This window comes from Actinomadura rayongensis (genome assembly GCF_009831215.1).
Classification (GTDB): domain Bacteria; phylum Actinomycetota; class Actinomycetes; order Streptosporangiales; family Streptosporangiaceae; genus Spirillospora; species Spirillospora rayongensis.
The window spans coordinates 714,545-734,027 of sequence record NZ_WUTW01000002.1; the positions used below are offsets into that span (position 1 = coordinate 714,545).

General features: G+C 73.2%; 15 protein-coding genes. 8 read left to right on the forward strand and 7 right to left on the reverse strand.

Features of this window, described 5'->3' with window-relative positions; all coding sequences use genetic code 11:
• Positions 1–33: 33 nt before the first annotated feature.
• Entirely contained in the window at positions 34–804 is a 771-nt protein-coding gene (locus GQ466_RS12585; RefSeq protein ID WP_161103039.1) for a polysaccharide deacetylase family protein, read from the reverse strand.
• A gap of 31 nt (positions 805–835) precedes the next feature.
• On the opposite strand from GQ466_RS12585, the gene GQ466_RS12590 reads away from it, so the two are divergent.
• Positions 836–1,891 (forward strand): MGDG synthase family glycosyltransferase, encoded by a 1,056-nt coding sequence (locus GQ466_RS12590; RefSeq protein ID WP_161103040.1) that lies wholly within the window; start codon positions 836–838, stop codon positions 1,889–1,891.
• Here the strand turns inward: GQ466_RS12590 and GQ466_RS12595 are convergent.
• Positions 1,875–2,738, reverse strand: coding sequence for a DMT family transporter (locus GQ466_RS12595; RefSeq protein WP_161103041.1), 864 nt, complete (start codon positions 2,736–2,738; stop codon positions 1,875–1,877). The genes GQ466_RS12590 and GQ466_RS12595 overlap by 17 nt on opposite strands.
• Positions 2,739–2,911: 173 nt before the next feature.
• Between GQ466_RS12595 and GQ466_RS12600 the strand changes: the two genes are divergently transcribed.
• From GQ466_RS12600 to GQ466_RS12620, 5 genes are all read left to right on the forward strand, one after another.
• Complete coding sequence (locus GQ466_RS12600) at positions 2,912–3,283, forward strand: hypothetical protein (protein ID WP_161103042.1); 372 nt, start codon at positions 2,912–2,914, stop codon at positions 3,281–3,283.
• On the forward strand, positions 3,262–3,489 hold the full coding sequence (locus GQ466_RS12605) for a hypothetical protein (RefSeq protein ID WP_161103043.1): 228 nt from the start codon (positions 3,262–3,264) through the stop codon (positions 3,487–3,489). Before GQ466_RS12600 ends, GQ466_RS12605 begins: the two co-directional genes overlap by 22 nt.
• 44 nt (positions 3,490–3,533) lie before the next feature.
• Entirely contained in the window at positions 3,534–4,223 is a 690-nt protein-coding gene (locus tag GQ466_RS12610) for a response regulator (protein ID WP_161103044.1), read from the forward strand.
• The gene (locus GQ466_RS12615) at positions 4,220–5,632 is read left to right on the forward strand and encodes a sensor histidine kinase (protein ID WP_161103045.1); all 1,413 of its coding nucleotides are present in this window, start codon (positions 4,220–4,222) and stop codon (positions 5,630–5,632) included. The genes GQ466_RS12610 and GQ466_RS12615 overlap by 4 nt, the downstream gene beginning before the upstream one ends.
• A 615-nt stretch (positions 5,633–6,247) precedes the next feature.
• Positions 6,248–6,865 (forward strand): alpha-ketoglutarate-dependent dioxygenase AlkB, encoded by a 618-nt coding sequence (locus GQ466_RS12620; RefSeq protein ID WP_161103046.1) that lies wholly within the window; start codon positions 6,248–6,250, stop codon positions 6,863–6,865.
• Between the two features lie 174 nt (positions 6,866–7,039).
• On the opposite strand, the gene GQ466_RS12625 is transcribed toward GQ466_RS12620, so the two are convergent.
• The 3 genes from GQ466_RS12625 to GQ466_RS12635 form a co-directional block, all read right to left on the reverse strand.
• Complete coding sequence (locus GQ466_RS12625; protein ID WP_337193440.1) at positions 7,040–9,859, reverse strand: FAD-binding and (Fe-S)-binding domain-containing protein; 2,820 nt, start codon at positions 9,857–9,859, stop codon at positions 7,040–7,042.
• A gap of 170 nt (positions 9,860–10,029) precedes the next feature.
• A complete protein-coding gene (locus GQ466_RS12630; protein WP_161103047.1) occupies positions 10,030–10,224 on the reverse strand; it encodes a DUF397 domain-containing protein in 195 nt (64 codons plus the stop codon).
• Positions 10,225–10,474: 250 nt separating this feature from the next.
• Positions 10,475–11,347, reverse strand: a complete 873-nt coding sequence (locus tag GQ466_RS12635; RefSeq protein ID WP_161103048.1) for a helix-turn-helix domain-containing protein — start codon at positions 11,345–11,347, stop codon at positions 10,475–10,477.
• A gap of 742 nt (positions 11,348–12,089) precedes the next feature.
• Here GQ466_RS12635 and GQ466_RS12640 point away from each other — a divergent pair.
• Positions 12,090–13,559 carry a Crp/Fnr family transcriptional regulator gene (locus GQ466_RS12640; protein ID WP_161103049.1) on the forward strand — a complete coding sequence of 490 codons (1,470 nt, stop codon included), beginning with the start codon at positions 12,090–12,092 and terminating at the stop codon, positions 13,557–13,559.
• 93 nt (positions 13,560–13,652) lie between these two features.
• Here the strand turns inward: GQ466_RS12640 and GQ466_RS12645 are convergent, their stop codons facing one another.
• Positions 13,653–15,002 (reverse strand): sensor histidine kinase, encoded by a 1,350-nt coding sequence (locus GQ466_RS12645; RefSeq protein ID WP_337193441.1) that lies wholly within the window; start codon positions 15,000–15,002, stop codon positions 13,653–13,655.
• A 114-nt stretch (positions 15,003–15,116) separates the two neighbouring features.
• A complete protein-coding gene (locus GQ466_RS12650) occupies positions 15,117–16,880 on the reverse strand; it encodes an adenylate/guanylate cyclase domain-containing protein (protein ID WP_337193442.1) in 1,764 nt (587 codons plus the stop codon).
• Positions 16,881–17,169: 289 nt separating this feature from the next.
• On the opposite strand from GQ466_RS12650, the gene GQ466_RS12655 reads away from it, so the two are divergent.
• Positions 17,170–19,233, forward strand: coding sequence for a vanadium-dependent haloperoxidase (locus GQ466_RS12655; protein ID WP_161103050.1), 2,064 nt, complete (start codon positions 17,170–17,172; stop codon positions 19,231–19,233).
• Positions 19,234–19,483: the final 250 nt, after the last annotated feature.

Here is a 19,483-nt window from a genome sequence, read left to right on the forward strand (position 1 = left end):
CGTTCCGTACGCGGTCTTGGAACGTTCCGGGGCTTAGCGGGCGGTGTTCCTGCCGAGCATGGGGATGTCGGGGAAACCGTGAGTCCGGGGGTGGATTCCGTGGTCGCGCAGCGGTCCCACCGCGAGCCCGTCCGCCCGGCACGCCGCGACGATCCCGGGCAGGGCGCCGAGCGTCGCGCGCCAGGCGCCGGGCGCGGACGTGACGTCGCTGTCGTGCAGCAGCACCGTCGCGCCGCCCCGCAGGTCCGGAGCGAGGGTCGCGCGGACGGTCCCGGGCGTCGTCGCGGCCGTCCAGTCCCGTCCCCAGGCCGTCCACAGCACCGGGCGCAGCCCGCAGGCGCGGGCCGCGGCGAGCCCCTCGCCGCTCAGCGCGCCGTGCGGCGGCCGGTACCAGGCGGGCCGGACGCCGCAGACGTCCCGCACCAGCCGCACCGTCCGCGCGATGCCGGCGGCGACGCGGCCCGGCCGCGCGAGCAGCCCGTTCTGGTGCCGCCAGCCGTGCACGGCGACCTCGTGCCCCTCGGCGACCATGCGGCGGCCGAGGTCGGGACGGCGGCGCAGCAGGTCGCCGAGCACGAAGAACGTGGCCCGGCAGTCCAGCTCGGCGAGGACGTCGAGGAACCGGGGCGTGGACGTGCCGTCCGGCCCGTCGTCGAAGGTCAGCGCCACATGGCCGGGATCACCGCGCCCGGCCGTGCGGGGCGTCCAGCGGCGGACGGAGCGCAGGCAGGTGACCGCCGGGCCCAGGTGCGCCGCCAACGCGGCGGCGGCTCCGAGCCCGGCCGGGCGCACGAGAGACGACATACGGCAAGTCTGCTCAGAAAGGCTCCAGCACATGGGCAAGCGGCTGTTAATTCTCACGGCCGGAATGGGTGCGGGCCACGACGAGGTCGCCGCCGAGCTGGCCCGCAGGCTCGCGCCGGACGGGTTCGACGCCGCCGTCGTGGACGTGCTGGACCTGCTTCCGCTCCGCCTCGGCCGGGGGCTGCGCCGCTTCTACCACGGCATGATCCTGCGGACGCCGTGGCTGTACGGGGCGTTGTACCGGAGGTTCTTCGTCCCGTCCGGCCCGCCCCGGGTGTCGCCGCTCGTGGTGTGGATGGCGGCGCGGCTGGACCGCGCGCTGCGCGGCCGTCCGCCGGACGCCGTCGTGTCCACGTTCCATCTCGCGGCGCAGGTCGCCGGGCGGTTGCGCGAGTCCGGGCGGCTGCCGGCGGCGTCGATCGTGCTCGTCACGGACTTCGCCGTCCACCGGCTGTGGCTGCACCGGGGCAATGACCGCTACCTGTGCCCGGACGAGGCCGCCGCGCGGACGGTGACGGCGGCGACGGGCCGTCCGGCGACCGGCTGCGCGCCGCTGGTGCGCCCGCAGTTCCGCCGGGACGCGCGGCCCGTCGCGGAGTTCCGGTCCGCGGACCGCCCGGTGCTCGTGTCGGCGGGGTCGTGGGGCGTCGGCGAGGTCGCGGAGACGATGCGGGTCCTCGCCCGGTCCGGCCGCTACCTCCCGGTGGTGCTGTGCGGGCGCAACGAGCGGCTGATCCGGCGATTGCGCGGCGCGGGCGCGGGCCTCGTCCTCGGCTGGCGGGACGACATCGCGGACCTGATGGCGGGCGCGTACGCGTTCGTCGACAACGCGGCCGGCCTGAGCTGCCGGGAGGCGTTCGCGCGGGGGCTGCCGGTGGTCTCCTACCGTCCGATCCCCGGCCACGGGCGGGACGGGGCGCGCGCGATGGCCGACAGCGGCGTCAGCGTCTACGCGCGGACCCCCGCCGAACTGCTGGACGCCCTGGACGGCCTGGCCGACCCGTCCACGCGGGACCGGCAGGTCGCGCGGGCTTATGCCCTGTTCGACGCGCCCGCCGCCGAGCAGGTCGTCACTGCGTCGGCGTGACGCCGTGGTGCTCCTGGAGCACCGGCGACCGTGACAACCGGATGCTGCCGAGCGCGATCAGCAGGACGCCGAGCACTTCGACGGCCACCCAGGGGCCGGTGCGGACGCGCTCGCCGAACAGGCCGATCCCGAGGAGGATGCTGGCGACGGGGTCGGTGACCGTCAGCGCGGGCTGAACGGCGACGAGCGATCCGCTCTGCAGGGCGTTCTGGAGCAGGAACAGCGCGGCGAGCCCGGCCGCCGCCATCCCGTACAGCTCCCAGGACGCGGCCGTCGCCGCGAGCCCGTCGCCGAACAGCTCGGTGACCTCCTTCATCAGCGCGGCGGTGAGCGCGAAGCTCACCGAGGACGCGACGCCGAACAGGACGCCGCGCACCGCGCCCCGGGCCACGAGCGCCGCGACGACCAGGAGCGCGACGCCGCCGACGCAGATCACGCACGCGACGATCCAGCTCCACGTCCCGGGGTCGCGGACGCCCGCGCGCGGCGACGCGGCGACGAGCAGCCCGACGAGCCCGGCCGTGAGCAGCCCGACGCCCGTCCACGGGACGCCCCGCAGCCCGCACGGCGCGACCGCCGCGAGCAGGATCATCGTGATCGGCAGTTCGGCGGACAGGACGGGCTGGACGAGCGTCAGCCCCGCCATCGACAGCGCCGCCGCCTGGAGCGCGAACGCGGCGACGAGCGCCGCGATCCCGCCGAGCCAGCCGGGGTCGCGGAGCAGGTCGGCGAACAGCGACAGGCGGAACGTGTGGGCCTCGGGGGCGGTCCGCGCGGCCCTGCGCTGCAGCACCGAGGCCAGCGCGTTGGCGGCGGCGGCCAGCAGCGCGAGGAACGCGGCGATCAACGGCGTCCCCGGGGCATCGTCCGTCCTTCGTCGGCGGGTGTTTCCCGAGGTCGTACCCGTTGATCGGCGGCGGAGCGGGGGCTTGGTCAGAGCGTTACCCGTCCTCCCACAGAGTTCTGCCAAAGAAGCCTTCTACCGTCGGCGTCGGTTCCGACCGAAACGGAGGTTTCGCTATGGCACGCAAGACGCTGCTGGCGGGCGCCGCGCTCGCGCTCGTCCTCACCGGGACGACGGGGGTGGCGGTCGCCGACACCGGTCCCACCGCCAAACCGAAGACGGGGAAGAACGTCGCGAAGTTCTGTGCCCGTGTCGACCGGGTCTCCAAGCGCGTCGACAAGCTGACCGGCCGCATCTCGGCCGGGCCGGACCAGCGGGGATCGGTGCGCTGGCTCCAGGCCCGCGAGGACAAGGCCCGGTCCAAGAACCCGCAGCGCGCCGCGCTGATCGAGCAGCGGATCGGGCTGCGCCAGAACCGGCTCGCGGTCCTCAAGCTGCGCCGGCAGGGCCTGACGAAGGCGCAGACGTGGTGCGCGGCGCAGAAGTAGCGCGCCGCGCGGCGCGGGCCGCCGTCGTCCTCGCGCTCGCGGCCGGGCCGGTCGCGGCGTGCGGGACGGGCGGCGGCCCCGGCGCGGCGCCGGGCCACGGCCCGTCCGCGCGGACGGACCAGATCCCGCCCGAGTTGCAGAAGGCCGTGAACGACGCCGAAACCGCCGCGCAGCAGGGCGAACGCGAGATGGCCGACCAACCGTGAACCGTGTGGCACCCTGATGGTCGTCGCCGCAGGTCAGGAGTGTCGTGAACGCGCCGTACCGGATTCTCGCCGTCGATGACGACCCGGCGATCCTGCGCGCTCTGCGCCGGGGCCTGGCCCTGGAGGGCTTCGGCGTGGAGAGCGCGGACGGCGGGCGCGGCGCGCTGGCCGCCGCCGAGCGGACGCCGCCCGAGGCGATCGTGCTGGACGTCTCGATGCCCGACCTGTCCGGGATCGAGGTCTGCCGGACGCTGCGGGAACGGGGCGTGGACGTCCCGATCCTGATGCTGTCGGCGCTGGACGAGGTCGCCGACCGGGTCGCGGGCCTCGCGGCGGGCGCGGACGACTACGTGGTCAAGCCGTTCGACCTGACCGAGCTGGCTCTGCGGCTGCGGGCGCTGCTGCGGCGCGCCGGACCGGCGCCGGGACGGCTCGTCCGCGTCGGCGACCTCGTCCTCGACCCCGACACGCGCCGGGTGACGGTCGGCGGGCGTCCCGTCGAGCTGACCCGCCGCGAGTTCTCCCTGCTGGAGACGCTGGCGCGCAACGCGGGGATCGTCCTGTCCCGCTCGGTGCTGCTGGACCGCGTGTGGGGCTACGACTTCGAGGTCACCAGCAACGCCGTGGACACCTTCGTCGGATACCTGCGGCGCAAACTGGAGGCCGACGGGACGCCGCGCATGATCCACACCGTGCGCGGCGTCGGGTTCGTCCTGCGGGAGCCCGGCGCATGAAGCTGACCACCCGGTTCGCCGTCATCACCGCGGTGCTCGTACCGGTGCTGGTGCTGCTGGCCGGGCTGCTCGTCCTGCGGCTCGCCTCGCACGACCTGAAGGCGGAACGGGACCGGCAGCTCACCGTCCGGTTGCACGGGCTCGTCCCGACCGCGACGACGTACGCGCAGCGGTCCCGCCGGACGCCGCTGTCGCCGCCCGAGCGCGCGCAGCAGCGGGTGAGCGGCGCGGCGCGCGACGACGGCTCCGGCGGCGTGTTCCTGCTGCCGCGGCTCGGCGAGCCGCTGGTCGTCGGGACCGTGCCGAGCGCCCGTCCCGACGGGGCCGGTCCGGCGACGATCGTGTCCGGGGGGCGGCGCTGGCGGTTCGTCGCCACCGGCCTCGGCGCGCGCGGCAACGTCGGCCGGTTGTGGGTGTTCGAGCCGGAGAGCCGTGTGAGCGCGCGGATCTCGCTGCTGCGCCAGCGTTTGGCCGTCGTCACGCTCGTCGCCGCCGGGGTGGGCGCGCTGGCCGGGTTCGGGCTGGCGCGGTTCGCGGTGCGTCCGTTGACCGTCCTGCGCGGGCAGGCCGGGGCGATCGGCCGCTCGCCCGGCGCGGGGCGGCGGCTCGCGACCACGTCCGGGACCGTGGAGGTGGACGAGCTGGCGCGGCTCGTCAACGACCTGCTGGAGCGCGGCGACGACGCGGTGCGCCGCACGGGCGCGGCGCTGGAGACGGCCCGGGCGTTCGCCGCCAACGCCGCCCACGAGCTGCGCACGCCGCTGACCAGCATGGGGACGAACCTCGGCCTGGTGAACCACCCGGGGATCGGCGCCGCCGAGCGGGCCGAGGTCGTCGCGGACCTCGTCGCCGAGCACGCCCGGATGGACCGGCTGATCACGATGCTGCGGCAGCTCGCGCGCGGGGAGCTGCTGGATCCGCGCAGCGTCGCGGCCGTCGACCTGCCCGATCTCGTCGAGGCGTCGGTCGAGGACGCGCGCCGTCGGCATCACGGCGCTTCGATCACCGTCGACGTTCCGGACACCGGGACGGTGCGCGGCTGGCCCGAGGGCCTGCGGATGATCGTGGACAACCTGATCGACAACGCGGCCGTCCACGGCGCCGACGCGGACGGCCGCGCGGCGATCGAGGTCACGCTGGCCGAAGCGCCGGACGGGCTGGTGCTGCGCGTCCGCGACCACGGGCCGGGCGTCCCGGAGGCCGCCCGGCGGACGATCTTCGACCGGTTCGCGCGGCGGCCCGGCAGCCCGGGGTCCGGTCTCGGCCTGACGCTCGTGGCGCAGCAGGTCGGTCTGCACGGCGGGACGATCGCCGTCGCCGCGCCGCCGGACGGCCCGGGAGCGGTGTTCGACGTCCGCCTTCCGCGCTCGCCCGAGCCGGGCGGCGACCCGGCGTCGTGGCTGCGGTGACGCCGCGTTCCCTCGGGGCGGACGTACGGGCGTAGGCGGCGGCCATCCCGCTCGCCGTACGCCAGGGCGGACGCGGGCATGGTGGCGGACGTGCGGGCGTAGGCGGCGGCCGTCCCGAGCCCGCCGTACGCGGGCATGGTGGCGGACGTGCGGGCGTGGGCGGCGGCCGTCCCGAGCCTGTCGCCGCACAGCTCCGCCGGGCCCGGTCGGCGACGTGACCAGGTCCGGCCCCGTCGGCGACATCCGGGCGGGAAGATGCTCCGCGTTCCCGTACGCGCGGACGCCGCCGTCGAGAAGCGCTGCGACCAGCGCCGCACCGGCCGTTCGCGGCACCCTCGCACCGCCCACGATGCCCGGCGGCGAAGGCTTCGGGGCGCCCCCGCGCGTCGCGTCCGCTTCCGTCCCCTGGGGGAATCTTGACAGGGGCACCCCCGTCATCTTCGATCGACGGGACGGGCCCGTGACCAGGTGTTCATGGCCCGTCCCACCGGCACCGCGGTGCCCTCCCCCGTGGGGCACCGGGTGTCGGCCGGGCGCCCCCGTCCTCGGGCCCGCCCCCTTCCCTGGTTGCACCGACTCGAACACATGTTTGACTCGGTGGGTAGTCTGGGGTCTATGTTCCAAGCGTCGCTTTTGGATGCGGATGAGATCGGTGTCGGGTCTCTGGGGTCGTCGGTGCGGCGCGTCCCGCTGACCGACGGCGCCTGGATCGACCTGCGTCCGGGGTGGATCAGCGGCGCCGACACGCTCTTCCAGCGGCTGGTGGAGACCGTCCCGTGGCGCGACGAACGGCGCCGCATGTACGACCGGGTCGTCGCGGTGCCGCGCCGCCTCGCCTTCTACCGCGCGGGCGCGGCGCTGCCCGATCCGGCGCTCGCCGAGATGAAGCGGCTGCTGGACGAGCACTACGCCGACGAGCTGGGCGAGCCCTTCGCCACGGCCGGGCTGTGCCTCTACCGCGACCACCGCGACAGCGTGTCCTGGCACGGCGACCAGCACGGCCGGGGCCGCCACGAGGACGTGATGGTCGCGATCGTCTCGCTCGGGACGCCGCGCCCGCTGCTGCTGCGTCCCCGGTCCGGCGGCCCGGCGCGCCGCTACGAGCCGGGCCACGGCGACCTGTTGGTGATGGGCGGGAGCTGCCAGCGGACGTGGGAGCACGCGGTCCCCAAGAGCGCCCGGCCGCTCGGTCCCCGGGTGAGTATTCAGTTCCGTCCGGCCAACGTCGGTTGAGCGCGCGGTCCCCGGAAATACAGCCGGCCGGGGGCCGAGGGGTCGTCGGCGGCTCCCGGCCGGCGGCTGTGGCGCCGTCGATGACGGGCCGCGCTCACATACTGACGGGCCGCGTTCGCGGCCGTCCGGCGCTTGACGGAATCTGACCGAGGAGACGTCCGGCCCGGCGATTGTTCACCGATCGGGCAGCGCGCCGCGCAGAACCTCGGCGAGGTGCAGAGCGCGACGCGGCGTTCCCTGCGCGATCTGGGTGCGGCAGGAGAAGCCGTCGGCGAGGATCAGCGCGCCGTCCGCCGCCGCGCGGACCTTCGGGTACAGCTCCCGGTCCGCGCACGCCTGCGAGACGTCCCAGTGCCCGGGCTCGAAGCCGAAGTTCCCGGCGAGGCCGCAGCAGCCGGAACCGACGACGTCCGGGCGGACGCCGAGGCGTTCGAGCACGGCCAGGTCGGGCGCGTAGGTGCCCTTCGCCTCCTGGTGGCAGTGGACCTGCGCGACGGCGGACGCGTCCAGCTCGGTGAACGGCCAGGGTCCGTCGTGGTCGGCGACGACCTCCGCCAGCGTCGTGACGAGCCCGCCGAGCAGGGCGGCGCGCGGGTCGTCCGGGAGCAGTTCGCGGGCCTCGTCCCGGAGCATCACCGTGCAGGACGGCTCCAGGCCGACGATCGGCAGGCCCGCGTCCAGCGCCGGAGCGAGGACGTCGAGCGTGCGCCGCAGCACGCGGCGCGTCATCCCTAGCTGCCCGGTGGAATGCCAGGTCAAGCCGCAGCACACGCGTCCGGGCGGCACCAGCACCCGGTGGCCGAGCGCCTCCAGGACCTCGACGGCCGCGCGTCCGACGCCGGGCTCGATGTGGTCGGTGAAGGTGTCCGGCCACAGGACGACGGGACGTCCCGTTTCGGCCGCCGGACGTCCGCGGAACCAGCTCCGGAACGTCCGCGGCGCGAAGCGGATCATCTCCCGGCGCGGCTCGACGCCGGCCAGCCGCTTCGCCACGGCCGCGACCGGGCGCCGGGCGAGCAGCGCGCCCGCCCCCGGTACTGCCGTCGCGACCCGCGCCCAGACCGGCAGCCAGCCCATCGAGTAGTGCGCGAGCGGACGGACGCGTCCCGCGTAGTGCCGGTGCAGGAACTCCGCCTTGTACGTCGCCATGTCCACGTTGACCGGGCAGTCGGTCGCGCACGCCTTACAGGACAGGCAGAGGTCGAGCGCGTCCTTGGCCTCGTCCGACCGCCAGCCGTCCGGCAGCGTCTCGCCGCGCAGCAGTTCGGCGAGGACGCGGGCGCGGCCCCGCGTGGAGTGGACCTCGTCGCGGGTCGCCTTGAACGACGGGCACATCGCGCCCGCGCGCAGGTCGCGGCACGCTCCGACGCCGACGCAGCGGTGCACGGCCGCCGCGAACGAGCCGCCGTCGCGCGTCAGGGCGTGCACCGGCGCGATCGGCAGCGCGTCCCGGCCCGGCCCGGGGCGCAGGCCCGCGTCGAGCGGTTCCGGGGCCGTGATGACGCCCGGGTTGAACCGGTCGTCCGGGTCGAAGAGGTGCTTGAACGCGGCGAACGCCTTGAGGAGTTCCGGCGAGTACATCGTCGGCAGGAGTTCGGAGCGCGCCCGTCCGTCGCCGTGCTCGCCCGAGACCGTCCCGCCGTGCGCCGCGACGACGTCCGCCGCCGCCTCCATGAACGCCCGGTACCGCGCGACGCCCGGCGCGTCGGTCAGCGGGAAGTCGAGCCGCAGGTGCAGGCAGCCCTCGCCGAAGTGGCCGTACGGGACGCCCCGCAGCCGGTGCTCGCGCATCAGCCCGTACAGGTCGCGCAGGTAGTCGGCGAGCCGGTCCGGCGGGACGGCCGAGTCCTCCCAGCCGGGCCATGCCTCGCCGCCGTCCGGCAGCCGGGTCACGATGCCGGCGCCCGCCTCGCGGATCCACCACAGCGCCCGCATCCGCGCGGGATCGTCCACGACGACCGCGGTCATGCCGGACGCCTCCGCGCGGACGCGTTCTGCGATCTCCTCGGCAGCCTCCCGCGCCGCCGCGGGCGTGTCGCCGCCCGCCTCGCAGTACAGCCAGCCGCCGCCCGGCGGCAGGTCCGCGCCCGCTCCGCTGCGGCCCGGCTGGTTCCGCAGCGCCGTGAGCAGGTCGGACGCCATGCCCTCGACCGTCAGCGCCCCCGCGCGGACGGCTGCCGGAGCGAACGCGGCGGCGGCGAAGACGTCCGGGAAGCCGAGCACCGCGAGCGCCCGCGCCTTCGGGGCCGCGACGAGCCGGACGGTCGCCTCGGTGACGAAACCGAGCGTCCCTTCCGCGCCGACCAGCGCCTTCGCGACGTCGAACCCGTTCTCGGGGAGCAGGTGGTGCAGCCCGTAGCCCGCGACCTGGCGGCTGAACCGGCCGAGTTCGGTGCGCAGCGGGCCGAGATGGGCGTCGCGCAGCCGGGTCAGCTCCGCGTCGACGCGCGGGTCCCCGCTCGTGCCGCGCCGGGCGTGCAGTTCGCGGCCGTCGGCGAGCATCAGCCGGACGGACTCGACGTTGGCCGCCGTCACGCCCCACGCGACGCTGTGCGATCCGCAGGCGTTGTTGCCGATCATGCCGCCGAGCGTGCAGCGGGAATGGCTCGACGGGTCGGGGCCGAAGGTCAGGCCGTGGCGTCCGGCGGCGGCGCGCAGGTCGTCCAGGACGGCGCCGGGGCGCACCACCGCCGTCCGGGCGTCCGGGTCCACGGAACGGACGGCGTCGAGATGCCGCGAGACGTCCACGACGATGCCGGTGCCGATCGCGTTCCCGGCGATGGACGTGCCGCCGCCGCGCGGAGTGACGGGCAGACCCTCGTCCGCGGCGAGGGCGAGCACGGCGGCCAGGTCGCCGGCGTCGCGCGGCTCGGCGACGGCGGCGGGGAGCCTGCGGTAGAGGGACGCGTCGGAGGTGTACGCGGTCCGGGTGGTGAGGTCGGTCCGCAGGACGCCGGGCAGCGCCGCCGCGAGCCGGGTCGCATGATCGTCCACGCGTCCAGGGTAGGCGCCCACCGTCCGCCCGGATCGCGCGCGCCGGGGGTCCGGAAGACACCGGGACCCCCGGTCGTCCACGTGGCGGGAGGCTCGTCGGCCGGAAGCGGAACCGTCACCGCGAACCGAAGGCGGCCGGACGAGCCGGAGCGACGGCCTTGATCACACGGTCACGCACCGCGAAGGGATCGCAGCAGATCACGCCACTGCGGGACGGAGACCTCAAGAACGCCGCCGAGGACATTCCGTGAATCACGCACCAGAACCGAAGCCTCGCACCGCGCGGCCTCGACGCAATCGGCATCACTGCTCCAGGTGGACTTGCGCCAGGCAAGCCCGGAAACGTCTCTGCTCTGTTCGGCCATTCGGCGACCCTCCATCCGTCGATGGCGGGCTGGCCCCGCCGACACGGCGACCGAGTGACCATCGTCCACAAGGTCGGCGTCAGACAGGGCGCAGCAAACCACGACCTTGTGGATGATTTCTCGTCCACGAGTGTAGGCGGTCGAGGTTCTCCCGCCTATGGCCCACCACAAGATCAGTTCGTCGCTATGCTGCCGAGCGGCTTTTGGGGCTGGTCGGGGTTTTCACCTCCCTACGGGTCGAGGCGCGCGATCAGCCCATGAGCTGGTCGGCCACCTCGCGCAACAACGCAATGGAACGCTCTGCGGTGAGCGACTGCTCGAGGAGTTCCTCGAAAGCATCCCGGTAGTCGCCGGACCGGTCCTCGTCGCCGACGAACAGGGCGCTCGCCGCCCGACCGCCCTCCAGATAGAGGACGTCGCTCAGACTCGAATCGAACTCCAGGAGCGTGAACGTGCTCTCCACTCCCTTGTGCGAGCCGATCGAGAAGGGAACGATCCGGACGGTCAGCCGATCGTCGGCCTCCGCGTCGTCGGCGATCTTCCGGAGCTGCCGCGGCATGATCTCCGGGTCGACCATGATGCCGACATGGCGGCGGATCGTCGCCTCGTCGAGGACGAAGAAGCGGCGCGGCGGGTTCTCGCGGTCGGCCATGCGGCGCTGCCGTTCCATCCGCATCTTGACGACCGTGCCGACCCGCACCGGGCCGACGACGCCGGACGCGATCACCTCGGCGTACTCGGGCGTCTGAAGCAGCCCGGGAATGATCGACCCCTGGAAGTGCCGGATGACCGCGGCCCCCGCCTCATAGCCGACGAAGCTCATGTAGGTGTCCGAGAAGTCGCCCCGGTAGGGAGCCCACCATGCCGGTTCCCGCGCGCCCCTGGCCAGGGACTGCAACCTCTCCTGTCTGCTCTCGGACGTCACGTTGTACTTGAGGAGCAGAGCCTGGAGATCGGTGCGCGAGATCGCGTTCCTGCCTCCCTCGATACGGATGATCTTGGACGTGCTCCAGTCGAGTTCGTGCGCGACCTGCTCCTGCGTGAGCCCCTTCTCCTTGCGGAGCTGGACGAGTTCCGTGCGCAGCTGCGCGCTCTGGACCACAGGCCCCTGGTCAGTCGCCATTGTGGATCGTTACTCCAGGTAGTGGAAGAACGCCGCGATGCCAACTGGTCGACTGCCACCTGCCATCGTGCGTGCTGTCGGGTTTGAGGGCGTCATTCCGACTGGTGCGGGGGCCCGCGATCACGGGCCATCGACCCACAGGCCCGGCGCCACGATGGCGAACACATGGTTTAAACCTCGCAGGGAGCTGGGTAGCCGACCTCCATGAGGAAGGATGACACCTAGCAGAATAGCAGCCAACGGTATGCTGGGAGTCAATCTGCTGGTAGTCTGAAGGCCAGACTGGAGAGACCCAGGCCGTCCTTAAGTCGAACTGGCCGGATAGGAGTACCGAAGACGATCACCCCCCGAACCACACACCCCGCGCAACATGCGAAAGAGCCGCCCCCCGATCCCTCCCTTGATCACCGATTTCACGGTCCGGCGGATCAAGGAACGGGCGGAGGACGGCTCCTGCGGAGGCCGAGGAAGCGTTCTCACCCGGCTGCGGAAAGTACGGCGAGCGCCATCGCCGGAACCTCGCTGACCAGGAAAAACGCGGCCTGCGGACTCACCAAGTCTAACCGCGTCAACGCGGAACAGGCCATAGGTGATGTGTCGCCGATTCCGGCACACCTTCCCGTACGCCCGGGGACCAGCGGACGGAGGGAACGGACGGTGACCGTTTCGAGACAGGGGTTCTCGACATGAACATTGACTTTCGCACCGTCCCATCGCGGCGGCCCGCGACATGGAGATCCCAATGGTGACGTCGGAGCGCCCGCGGCGGGGCGTGACACCGCCGCCGGACGACCGGGCCGCCGAACCGACGTTCTGGGACGCGCTCACCGACCAGGAGCGGCGCGAACTGGCCAGGCTGTCCGACCACGTCGACCTGCCCGCCGACCGCGTCCTCTGGGAGGAGGGCGCGCTCGCCGACCACGCGCTCGTCATCCTCAGGGGCAGCGTCCGGGTGTGGGTGGAACGTGACGGATGCCGCCGCACCCTCGCCGTCCGGGGCGCGGGAAGCCTGATCGGGGAACGTGCCGAACTGGGACGGCGCACCCGATCGGCGGGCGTCGTCACCCTGGAGCAGGTGCGCATGCTCCGGGTGCCGACGGATCTGTTCGCGGCGTTCCTCTCCGTCCACGCGCGGCTGCACGGCGTGCTGGAACGGCAGATCTACGCGCGGCTCCGCGAGGCCACGCCCGAACAGTTCACCCGCGTCCGACTGACGATCCAGCACCCCGGCGGCGTCGCGCTGCCCGACTCCGGCGACGACGTGCACGTCGCGACGCGGCCCGTCCCGGGGCTTCCGGCGGCCAACCGGCTCGGCGACGAGTGCGTCGCGAGCACCGGGCACGGCCCGACGCGGCCCTTCGCGCTACCGGACCCGGTGGAGGACGGCGAGCCGACCCGTCCCTACCCGGCGCCCGGTGACGAGTGGCGGCTCGGCGACCACTACGACCCGAACACGCCGTCCGACACCGGCCCGCACGCCGCGCCGCCCGTCGCGCCGCCCGCGGCCGTGCCGTCCGACGACGTGGTCCCCGGCCTGACCGCGCGGTACATGGTCGTCGAGACCACGGCCGGCCCGGCCGCGCCGGACGGCGGCGCGGCGGCGCGGGCGATGGTCGACCCGTCGGGCTGGGCGGGGCGCATGTGCGCGATCCTCTTCACCGACGTCGCCGGGTTCAGCGGCCCGCACCGCACCGACGAGGACCGCTACCACGTGCGGCACATCATGTACGACATGCTGCGCGCGGGCTTCACGGCGGCGGGCGTCCCGTGGGAGGCCTGCTACCACGAGGACCGGGGCGACGGCGCGTTCATCGTGGTCCCGGTCGAGATCCCGCCGCGCGCCCTGGTCAGCCCGCTGCTGCCAATGCTGGCCGACGCGCTGCGCCGCCACAACCACCGGTCCAGCGCCGCGTTCGCCGTCCAGCTCCGCGTGGCGATGAACATCGGCCAGATCTATCCCGACACCGAGGGCATGTCCGGCCTCGCGATCATCCGGACGGCGCGGATGCTCGACGCGCCGGTCCTCAAGAAGCAGATGGCCGGCACCGGCGCCGACCTCGGCTTCATCACGTCCGAGTTCGTCTACGACGCGATCCTGGCCGAGAGCGGGGGGCCGTTCTTCCAGCGCGTCCCCGTCCGGGTCAAGGAGTCGCGGATGACCGCGTGGATGCGGCTGTGGGGCGCGTCCACCGGGGCCGGCGACCGGGTCTGACCGCCCGGCCGGCGCGGGGCGAGAGGGGAGCGCCCGCGCCGCCGTCCGTCCCGGGCCGCGCGCCCGTCGCGCGCAGCGGTCCCGCAGGCGCCCTCAGGGCCGCGCCGCCCTCGGGAGGCGCAGGACGAAACGGGCGCCCTTCGGGCTGTCCTCGATGCGGAGCGTCCCGCCGTGGGCCCGCGCGATCTGCAGCGCGATCGGCAGGCCGAGACCCGTCCCGTTGGCGTCCTTCTCGCGCGACGCCTTGAGCCGCGCGAACCGCTCGAACACGACCTCGCGGTTCTTCTCCGCGATGCCGTCCCCGTCGTCCTGGACCTCCAGCACCGCGGTGTCGCCCTCGGCGCGCACCCGGACGTCGATGCGCGACTCGGCGTGCCGCTCGGCGTTGTCGAGGAGGTTCGTCAGCAGCCGGGACAGCCGCAGCCGCTCGCCGCGCACCGTCACGTCCATCGCCAGGTCCGGGACGACCTCCTTGGTGCGCTCGGCGCGGCCGAGTTCGATGGAGACCAGCGCGGCGAGGTCCACGATCTCCTTGCTCGGGCCGTTGCCCGCGTCGAGGCGCGCGAGTTCGAGCAGGTCGGTGACGATCGCCTGGAGTCGTTCGAGGCTGTTGAGGACGCCGTGCGCGACCTCCACCCAGTCGACCTCGTCGGGGGCGAGCAGCGCCTCCTCGACCTGCGTCCGCGCCGCCGTGATCGGGCTGCGCAGGTCGTGCGACGCGTCGGAGGTGAAGCGCCGCTGCTTCTCCAGCGCGCCGTCGAGCCGGTCCAGGGTGGCGTTGACGGTCTCGGCGAGCAGCCGGATCTCGTCGTGGTTGTGCGGGACGGGCACGCGCCGTCCGGACGACGTCGCGGTGATCTCGGCGAGTTCGGTGCGGATCGCGCCGACGGGGGCGAGCGTCCGGTTGACGGTGCGCCAGGTGAGGAAGGCCGTCGCGCCGACGATGACCGCCGCGATGCCGAGGGCGAGCAGCGGGATCCGCGGACGCACGTACCAGGGGGTCAGCAGGTGGGCGACGTAGACCGTCCACAGGTCGCCGCCGTGCCGGACGCGGAACGCCACCACCTCGACGCAGCCGCGGATCCCGACCGGCGGGCACAGGCGGCGGGCGGTGTAGACGTCGCCGTCGCGCGGCACGAACGACGCGATGCGCGGCGCGCCCCTGATGAGGCCGCCGGACGCGGCGACGCGCCCGCCCGCGTCCACGACCTGGAACAGCGCGGGCGGGAGGCGTCCGGCCGCGAGCGCGGCGACATGGTCCTGCTCGACCTCGGACTGGATGCGCAGCGCGGCCACGACGGCACGCTCGTGCCGACGGTCCTCGTCGTGCTGCCGGGCCGTCGCGATGATCAGGGCGGCCACTCCGCCGCACACGAGGGCCGAGACAAGGGTGGCCAGCAGCGTCAGCCGCAGCCGTATCGACCATGCTCGCCGTTCGATCACCCGTCCTCCCGTGGGTGAGGTAATCACCTGGCGGGCACATCGGCGGGCCCAGAACGGGCGCACACCGAACAAGAGGGGGCAAAGATTTGTTTCCGGCCCCTCGTGGCGCACTGTTCAGCGGGGTGTATCAGGCGGTTCGGCGTCGTCGTCCTCTCCCGGCGGACGCCGCAGCATCCGCGGGACGCGCGGTTTCGGCACCCAGGCGCGCGCCCGCCGCGGTTCCGCCCCGTCGGGCACGGGCGCGGCGAGACGCGTCGGACGGGTGCGTCCGCGCAGGGTGACCGACCGGCCGCACTCCCACGCCTCCGCCTCGGCGAGGTGCGCCAGGTCGAGCAGGTGCCCGGCGGCGAGCACCCGGCCCGGCACCGTCTTGGCCAGGTCGCTGAGCCGCGCGCCCTCGTTCACCGGGTCGCCGATGACGGTGTACTCGAACCGCTGCTCCGCGCCGATGTACCCGGCGACGACGGTGCCCGCGGAGACGCCGACGCCGAAGTCGAGCTGGGGGACCTCGGCGCGCAGCCGCCGGTGCAGTTCGCGGGCCGCGCCGAGCGCGCCGCCCGCCGCGTCGTCCAGTTCGAGCGGCGCGCCGAACACCGCGAGCGCGGCGTCGCCCTCGAACTTGTTGATCCATCCGCCGTGCGCGCCGACGGCGGCGACCACGACGCCGAAGAACCGGTTGAGCAGTTCCACGACCTCGTCCGGACTGTGCGTCGCCGCGAGCCGGGTGGAGCCGGTGAGGTCCACGAACAGGACGGCGACCTCGCGCGCCTCCCCGCCGAGCTCGATGCCGTCGCTCTCCAGCGCGAGGTCGGCGACCTGCTCGCCGACGTGCCGCCCGAACAGGTCGCGGAGCCGTTCGTGCTGCCGCAGGCCCGCCACCATGTGGTTGAAGCCGGCCTGGAGCTGGCCGACCTCGCTCGCGTCGTAGACGTCGATCCGCGCGTCCAGGTCGCCGCGTTCGACCCGCGCCATGCCCGTCCGGACCGTCGTGATGGGGTCCGCGACGGCCTTGATGGCGATGAGCGTGACGCACATTCCGACGAGGATGGCGGTCCCGGCGAGCACGATCATCGTGATTGACAGCTGCGTCGTACTGATCGGCGGACCGAACAGCACGGCCACGCCGACACAGATCAGCCCGAACACCGGCACGGCGGTGCCGAGCGCCCACGCGAGCATCGCGCGGGTCACGACGCCCGGCAGCCGGATCCGGCGCGACTGCCCGGCGGCCAGGACGAGCGCGGCGGCCGGCCGCAGCAGCCGCTCGGACAGCAGGTAGACGATCGTGCAGGTGGTGAGGGCGCCGAGCAGGCAGGTGAGCCCGGTCTTGACGGCGAGTTCCGGGACGAACAGGGCGATGTCGAGCACCGCCCAGCCCGCGGCGCCGAGCGTCCACAGGCCGCCGACGAGCAGGGTGAGCCGCAGCGGGCCGAGCAGGACGGCCCGCCCCTGCGCGGCGTCGGTGACCCGCCCCTCCCGGACGAGCGCGATCACCGGTTTCCACAGCCGCAACCCCGCCGCCAGCACGAACGGCGCGGCGACCAGCGGATAACCGAAGAACGCGACGGTGTTGACCAGCCGCGCGTGGTCGCGGTCCGGCAGCGGCGGATCGGGCAGGACGAACACCGCGAACAGCAGCACGACCACCGCGCCGCCGAGGTTCGCCACCCCGACGACGACCAGCAGGACCCACCGGACGCGCAGTTCGAGCAGCGTCCGGGGCAGCCCCGGATACTCCTCCAGCCGCGCGCCGAGATGCCGCGCCACCGCCGCCCGCCCCGCGTGCCAGCCCGCGGTGCCGCCGTCGATGACGCGCCGGACGGTCATGCGCGCCGACCCGACGCTCGCGCCCTCGCCCGGCCCGTTCCCGCGGCACACCGCATGGCCGATCTCCCTCCGTTGGAAGAACTCACGGCAAGCGTGCCACCCGCGCGACCCCGCGTACACTCCCGCGCCGCGCCTGTGGAAAACCACGCGCGCAATCGTCGTCCGCAGCAAGCCCTCCCCGCCGCTAGGCATACACGGCGTTGCGCGGCAAGCGGCGCTTCGCACAAATGTCGTCCCAGCTTCTTGCTCGCGGCCATTTAATGAAACATTGACTCCTCGTCATCATGATTTCGACTCTCGATTGTTCACCCGAGTCGCCTTTCACAACAGAGAGGGAACAATGTTAGTCTCCCTGAAATCTCGGCTCCTTGGCGCGCGCCGGAAACTGGTGGCCGCGGCCGGAACGGCGTCGGTGGTGGCCGCGCTGGCGGCTCCGCCCGGCATCGCGCGCGGCACCACCACCGACCATGTCGTCTATTGGAACCGCGTCCTGATCGACGTGTACCGCGGCCTGACGAAGGTGGACGCCGCGCCGGGCCCGCTGGCGCGGACCGCCGCCATGATGAACGGCGCGATCTACGACGCGGCCAACTCGGCCGCGTGCGCGGGCACGAGCGGCTGCATCGGCCAGCCGTACTTGGGCCGGATCCCCGTCCCCGCAGGCCAGAGCCCGGATACGAGTACCGCCATCGACAATGCGGCGTACCGGGTGCTGAGCACGCTGTACCCCAAGAGCAGCTACCCGCAATTCGACTTCGACGCCAAGCTGAGCACCGCGCAGGCGACCATTCCGTCCGGCGTCACGCAGGACCAGCGCGACCAGGGCGCCTCGATCGGCGTCAAGGCGGCGGCCGTGATGGCCGTGACGCGGGCGCACGACGGCTCGGACAACAACGCGCCGTACACGCCGGGGACCCGGCCCGGAGATTGGCAGCAGACCACTCCCGGGCCGGAGGGAGCGGCCCTCACCCCGAACTGGGGCGGGGTGCAGCCGTTCACGATGATCACCACGAACCAGTTCCGGCCCAACTTCCCCGAGCGGTCCAAGTCGGTGACCGAACTGCTGGGAACCGATACCTACAAGCAGCATCTCCAGGAAGTCCGGGAAAAGGGACGCCGCGACAGCACCAGCCGCACCGCCGACCAGACACTGGCGGCCCACTGGTGGGCCAACGACCTGGACGGTACCTACAAGCCGCCGGGGCACCTGATCGACCAGACCATCACCATCGCCGACAAACTGACCGGACAGACCGAGCTGAAGAACGCCAAGCTGTTCGCGCTGGTGTCGCTGGCGATGAGCGACGCCGCCATCTCGGCCTGGGACGTCAAGTTCGACACCAACACCGACCTGTGGCGACCGCAGACCGCCATCCGGGCCACCTTCCCCGACGACCCGAACTGGGTGCCCGAGTCCAAGAACGGCGCCGGAGTGTCGTTCTCGCCGCCGTTCCCGGCCTACATCTCCGGACACGCCACCTTCGCCGGCGCGTGGGCGGGCGTCCTCAAACGCTACGTGGGCGGCGACGCCTTCTCCTGGACCGCCACCACCGACGACCCCTACGCCAAGGACGCCAACGGCCGCCCGATCACGCGTTCGTTCACTTCGTTCAGCTCCGCCGCACAGGAAGACGCGCTCAGCCGGATCTGGCTCGGCGTGCATTACCGGGCCGACGGTGAATACGGCAACGCCACCGGCGACAACGTCGCCAACTGGGTGGTGCAGAACTTCCTCGGCGTTCCCGCACAGGGCGCCGTACTGGCCACCGACTCCTTCGAGCGCACCGTCAGCGGCGGCCTGGGCGCCGCCGACACCGGCGGCGACTGGTGGGTCCAGAGCCCCGCAGGCGACTACAGCGTCAGCAACGGCGCCGGCCACATCACCTTGTCCGCACCGGCCACCGGCCGCAGCGCCTACCCCAACCGGGTCATCGCCGCCGACACCGATCTCACCGTCAAGGTCGGCATCGACAAGCCCGCCACCGGCAACGGCGTCTACGTCACCGCGGTGGGCCGCAAGGTCGAGGGCGCCGGAACCTACCGGTCGGTCCTCACCTTCAAGCCCGACGGCGGCGTGGCAGTCCAGTTGCGCCGCACCGACGCAGCAGGAGTCGAAACCAACGTGGGCCCGCTACAGACGATCAGTGGCCTCACCTACACCCCGGGAACCAAACTGCACCTGCGCCTACAGGTGACCGGTACCTCCCCGACCACGCTGAAGACGAAGGTATGGGCTGACGGAACCACCGAGCCCACCTCCTGGCTGCAAACAGTCACCGACTCGACCACCGCCCTCCAGGGAGCCGGCCGAGCGGGACTGCTGGCCTACCTGTCCGCCAGCTCCACGAACGCCCCCGTCACCGTGGACTTCGACGACTTCCAGGTGAGCCGCCCGGCCGGCTAGTCCCCTCCGACCAACGGTGTGTGCCTTCACAGGCGTGAAGGCACACACCTGCGGTCGCCGCTACGCCTCTCACTTCATCCTCCACCCGGACAGTGCCGCTATACGGACATCTCTCGTGAGCGTTTTCCGGCGTGCCCTCTTCAACCGATCGACGCGTCCTGCGGACCGCAACCGGACGGATACCCCCGAATCACCGCCGATTGCATCGAGTGACTGCAAGTATGGGAGCCATGGTCGAGCGGATCGCTTT

Excerpts from the sequence above, each read along its gene's own strand:
- GQ466_RS12590 (WP_161103040.1), top strand. The coding sequence starts at position 836 with ATGGGCAAGCGGCTGTTAATTCTCACGGCCGGAATGGGTGCGGGCCAC.
- GQ466_RS12585 (WP_161103039.1), bottom strand. The coding sequence starts at position 804 with ATGTCGTCTCTCGTGCGCCCGGCCGGGCTCGGAGCCGCCGCCGCGTTG.
- GQ466_RS12640 (WP_161103049.1), top strand. The coding sequence starts at position 12,090 with ATGGTGACGTCGGAGCGCCCGCGGCGGGGCGTGACACCGCCGCCGGAC.
- GQ466_RS12655 (WP_161103050.1), top strand. The coding sequence starts at position 17,170 with ATGTTAGTCTCCCTGAAATCTCGGCTCCTTGGCGCGCGCCGGAAACTG.
- GQ466_RS12620 (WP_161103046.1), top strand. The coding sequence starts at position 6,248 with ATGTTCCAAGCGTCGCTTTTGGATGCGGATGAGATCGGTGTCGGGTCT.
- GQ466_RS12635 (WP_161103048.1), bottom strand. The coding sequence starts at position 11,347 with ATGGCGACTGACCAGGGGCCTGTGGTCCAGAGCGCGCAGCTGCGCACG.
- GQ466_RS12630 (WP_161103047.1), bottom strand. The coding sequence starts at position 10,224 with ATGGCCGAACAGAGCAGAGACGTTTCCGGGCTTGCCTGGCGCAAGTCC.
- GQ466_RS12615 (WP_161103045.1), top strand. The coding sequence starts at position 4,220 with ATGAAGCTGACCACCCGGTTCGCCGTCATCACCGCGGTGCTCGTACCG.
- GQ466_RS12600 (WP_161103042.1), top strand. The coding sequence starts at position 2,912 with ATGGCACGCAAGACGCTGCTGGCGGGCGCCGCGCTCGCGCTCGTCCTC.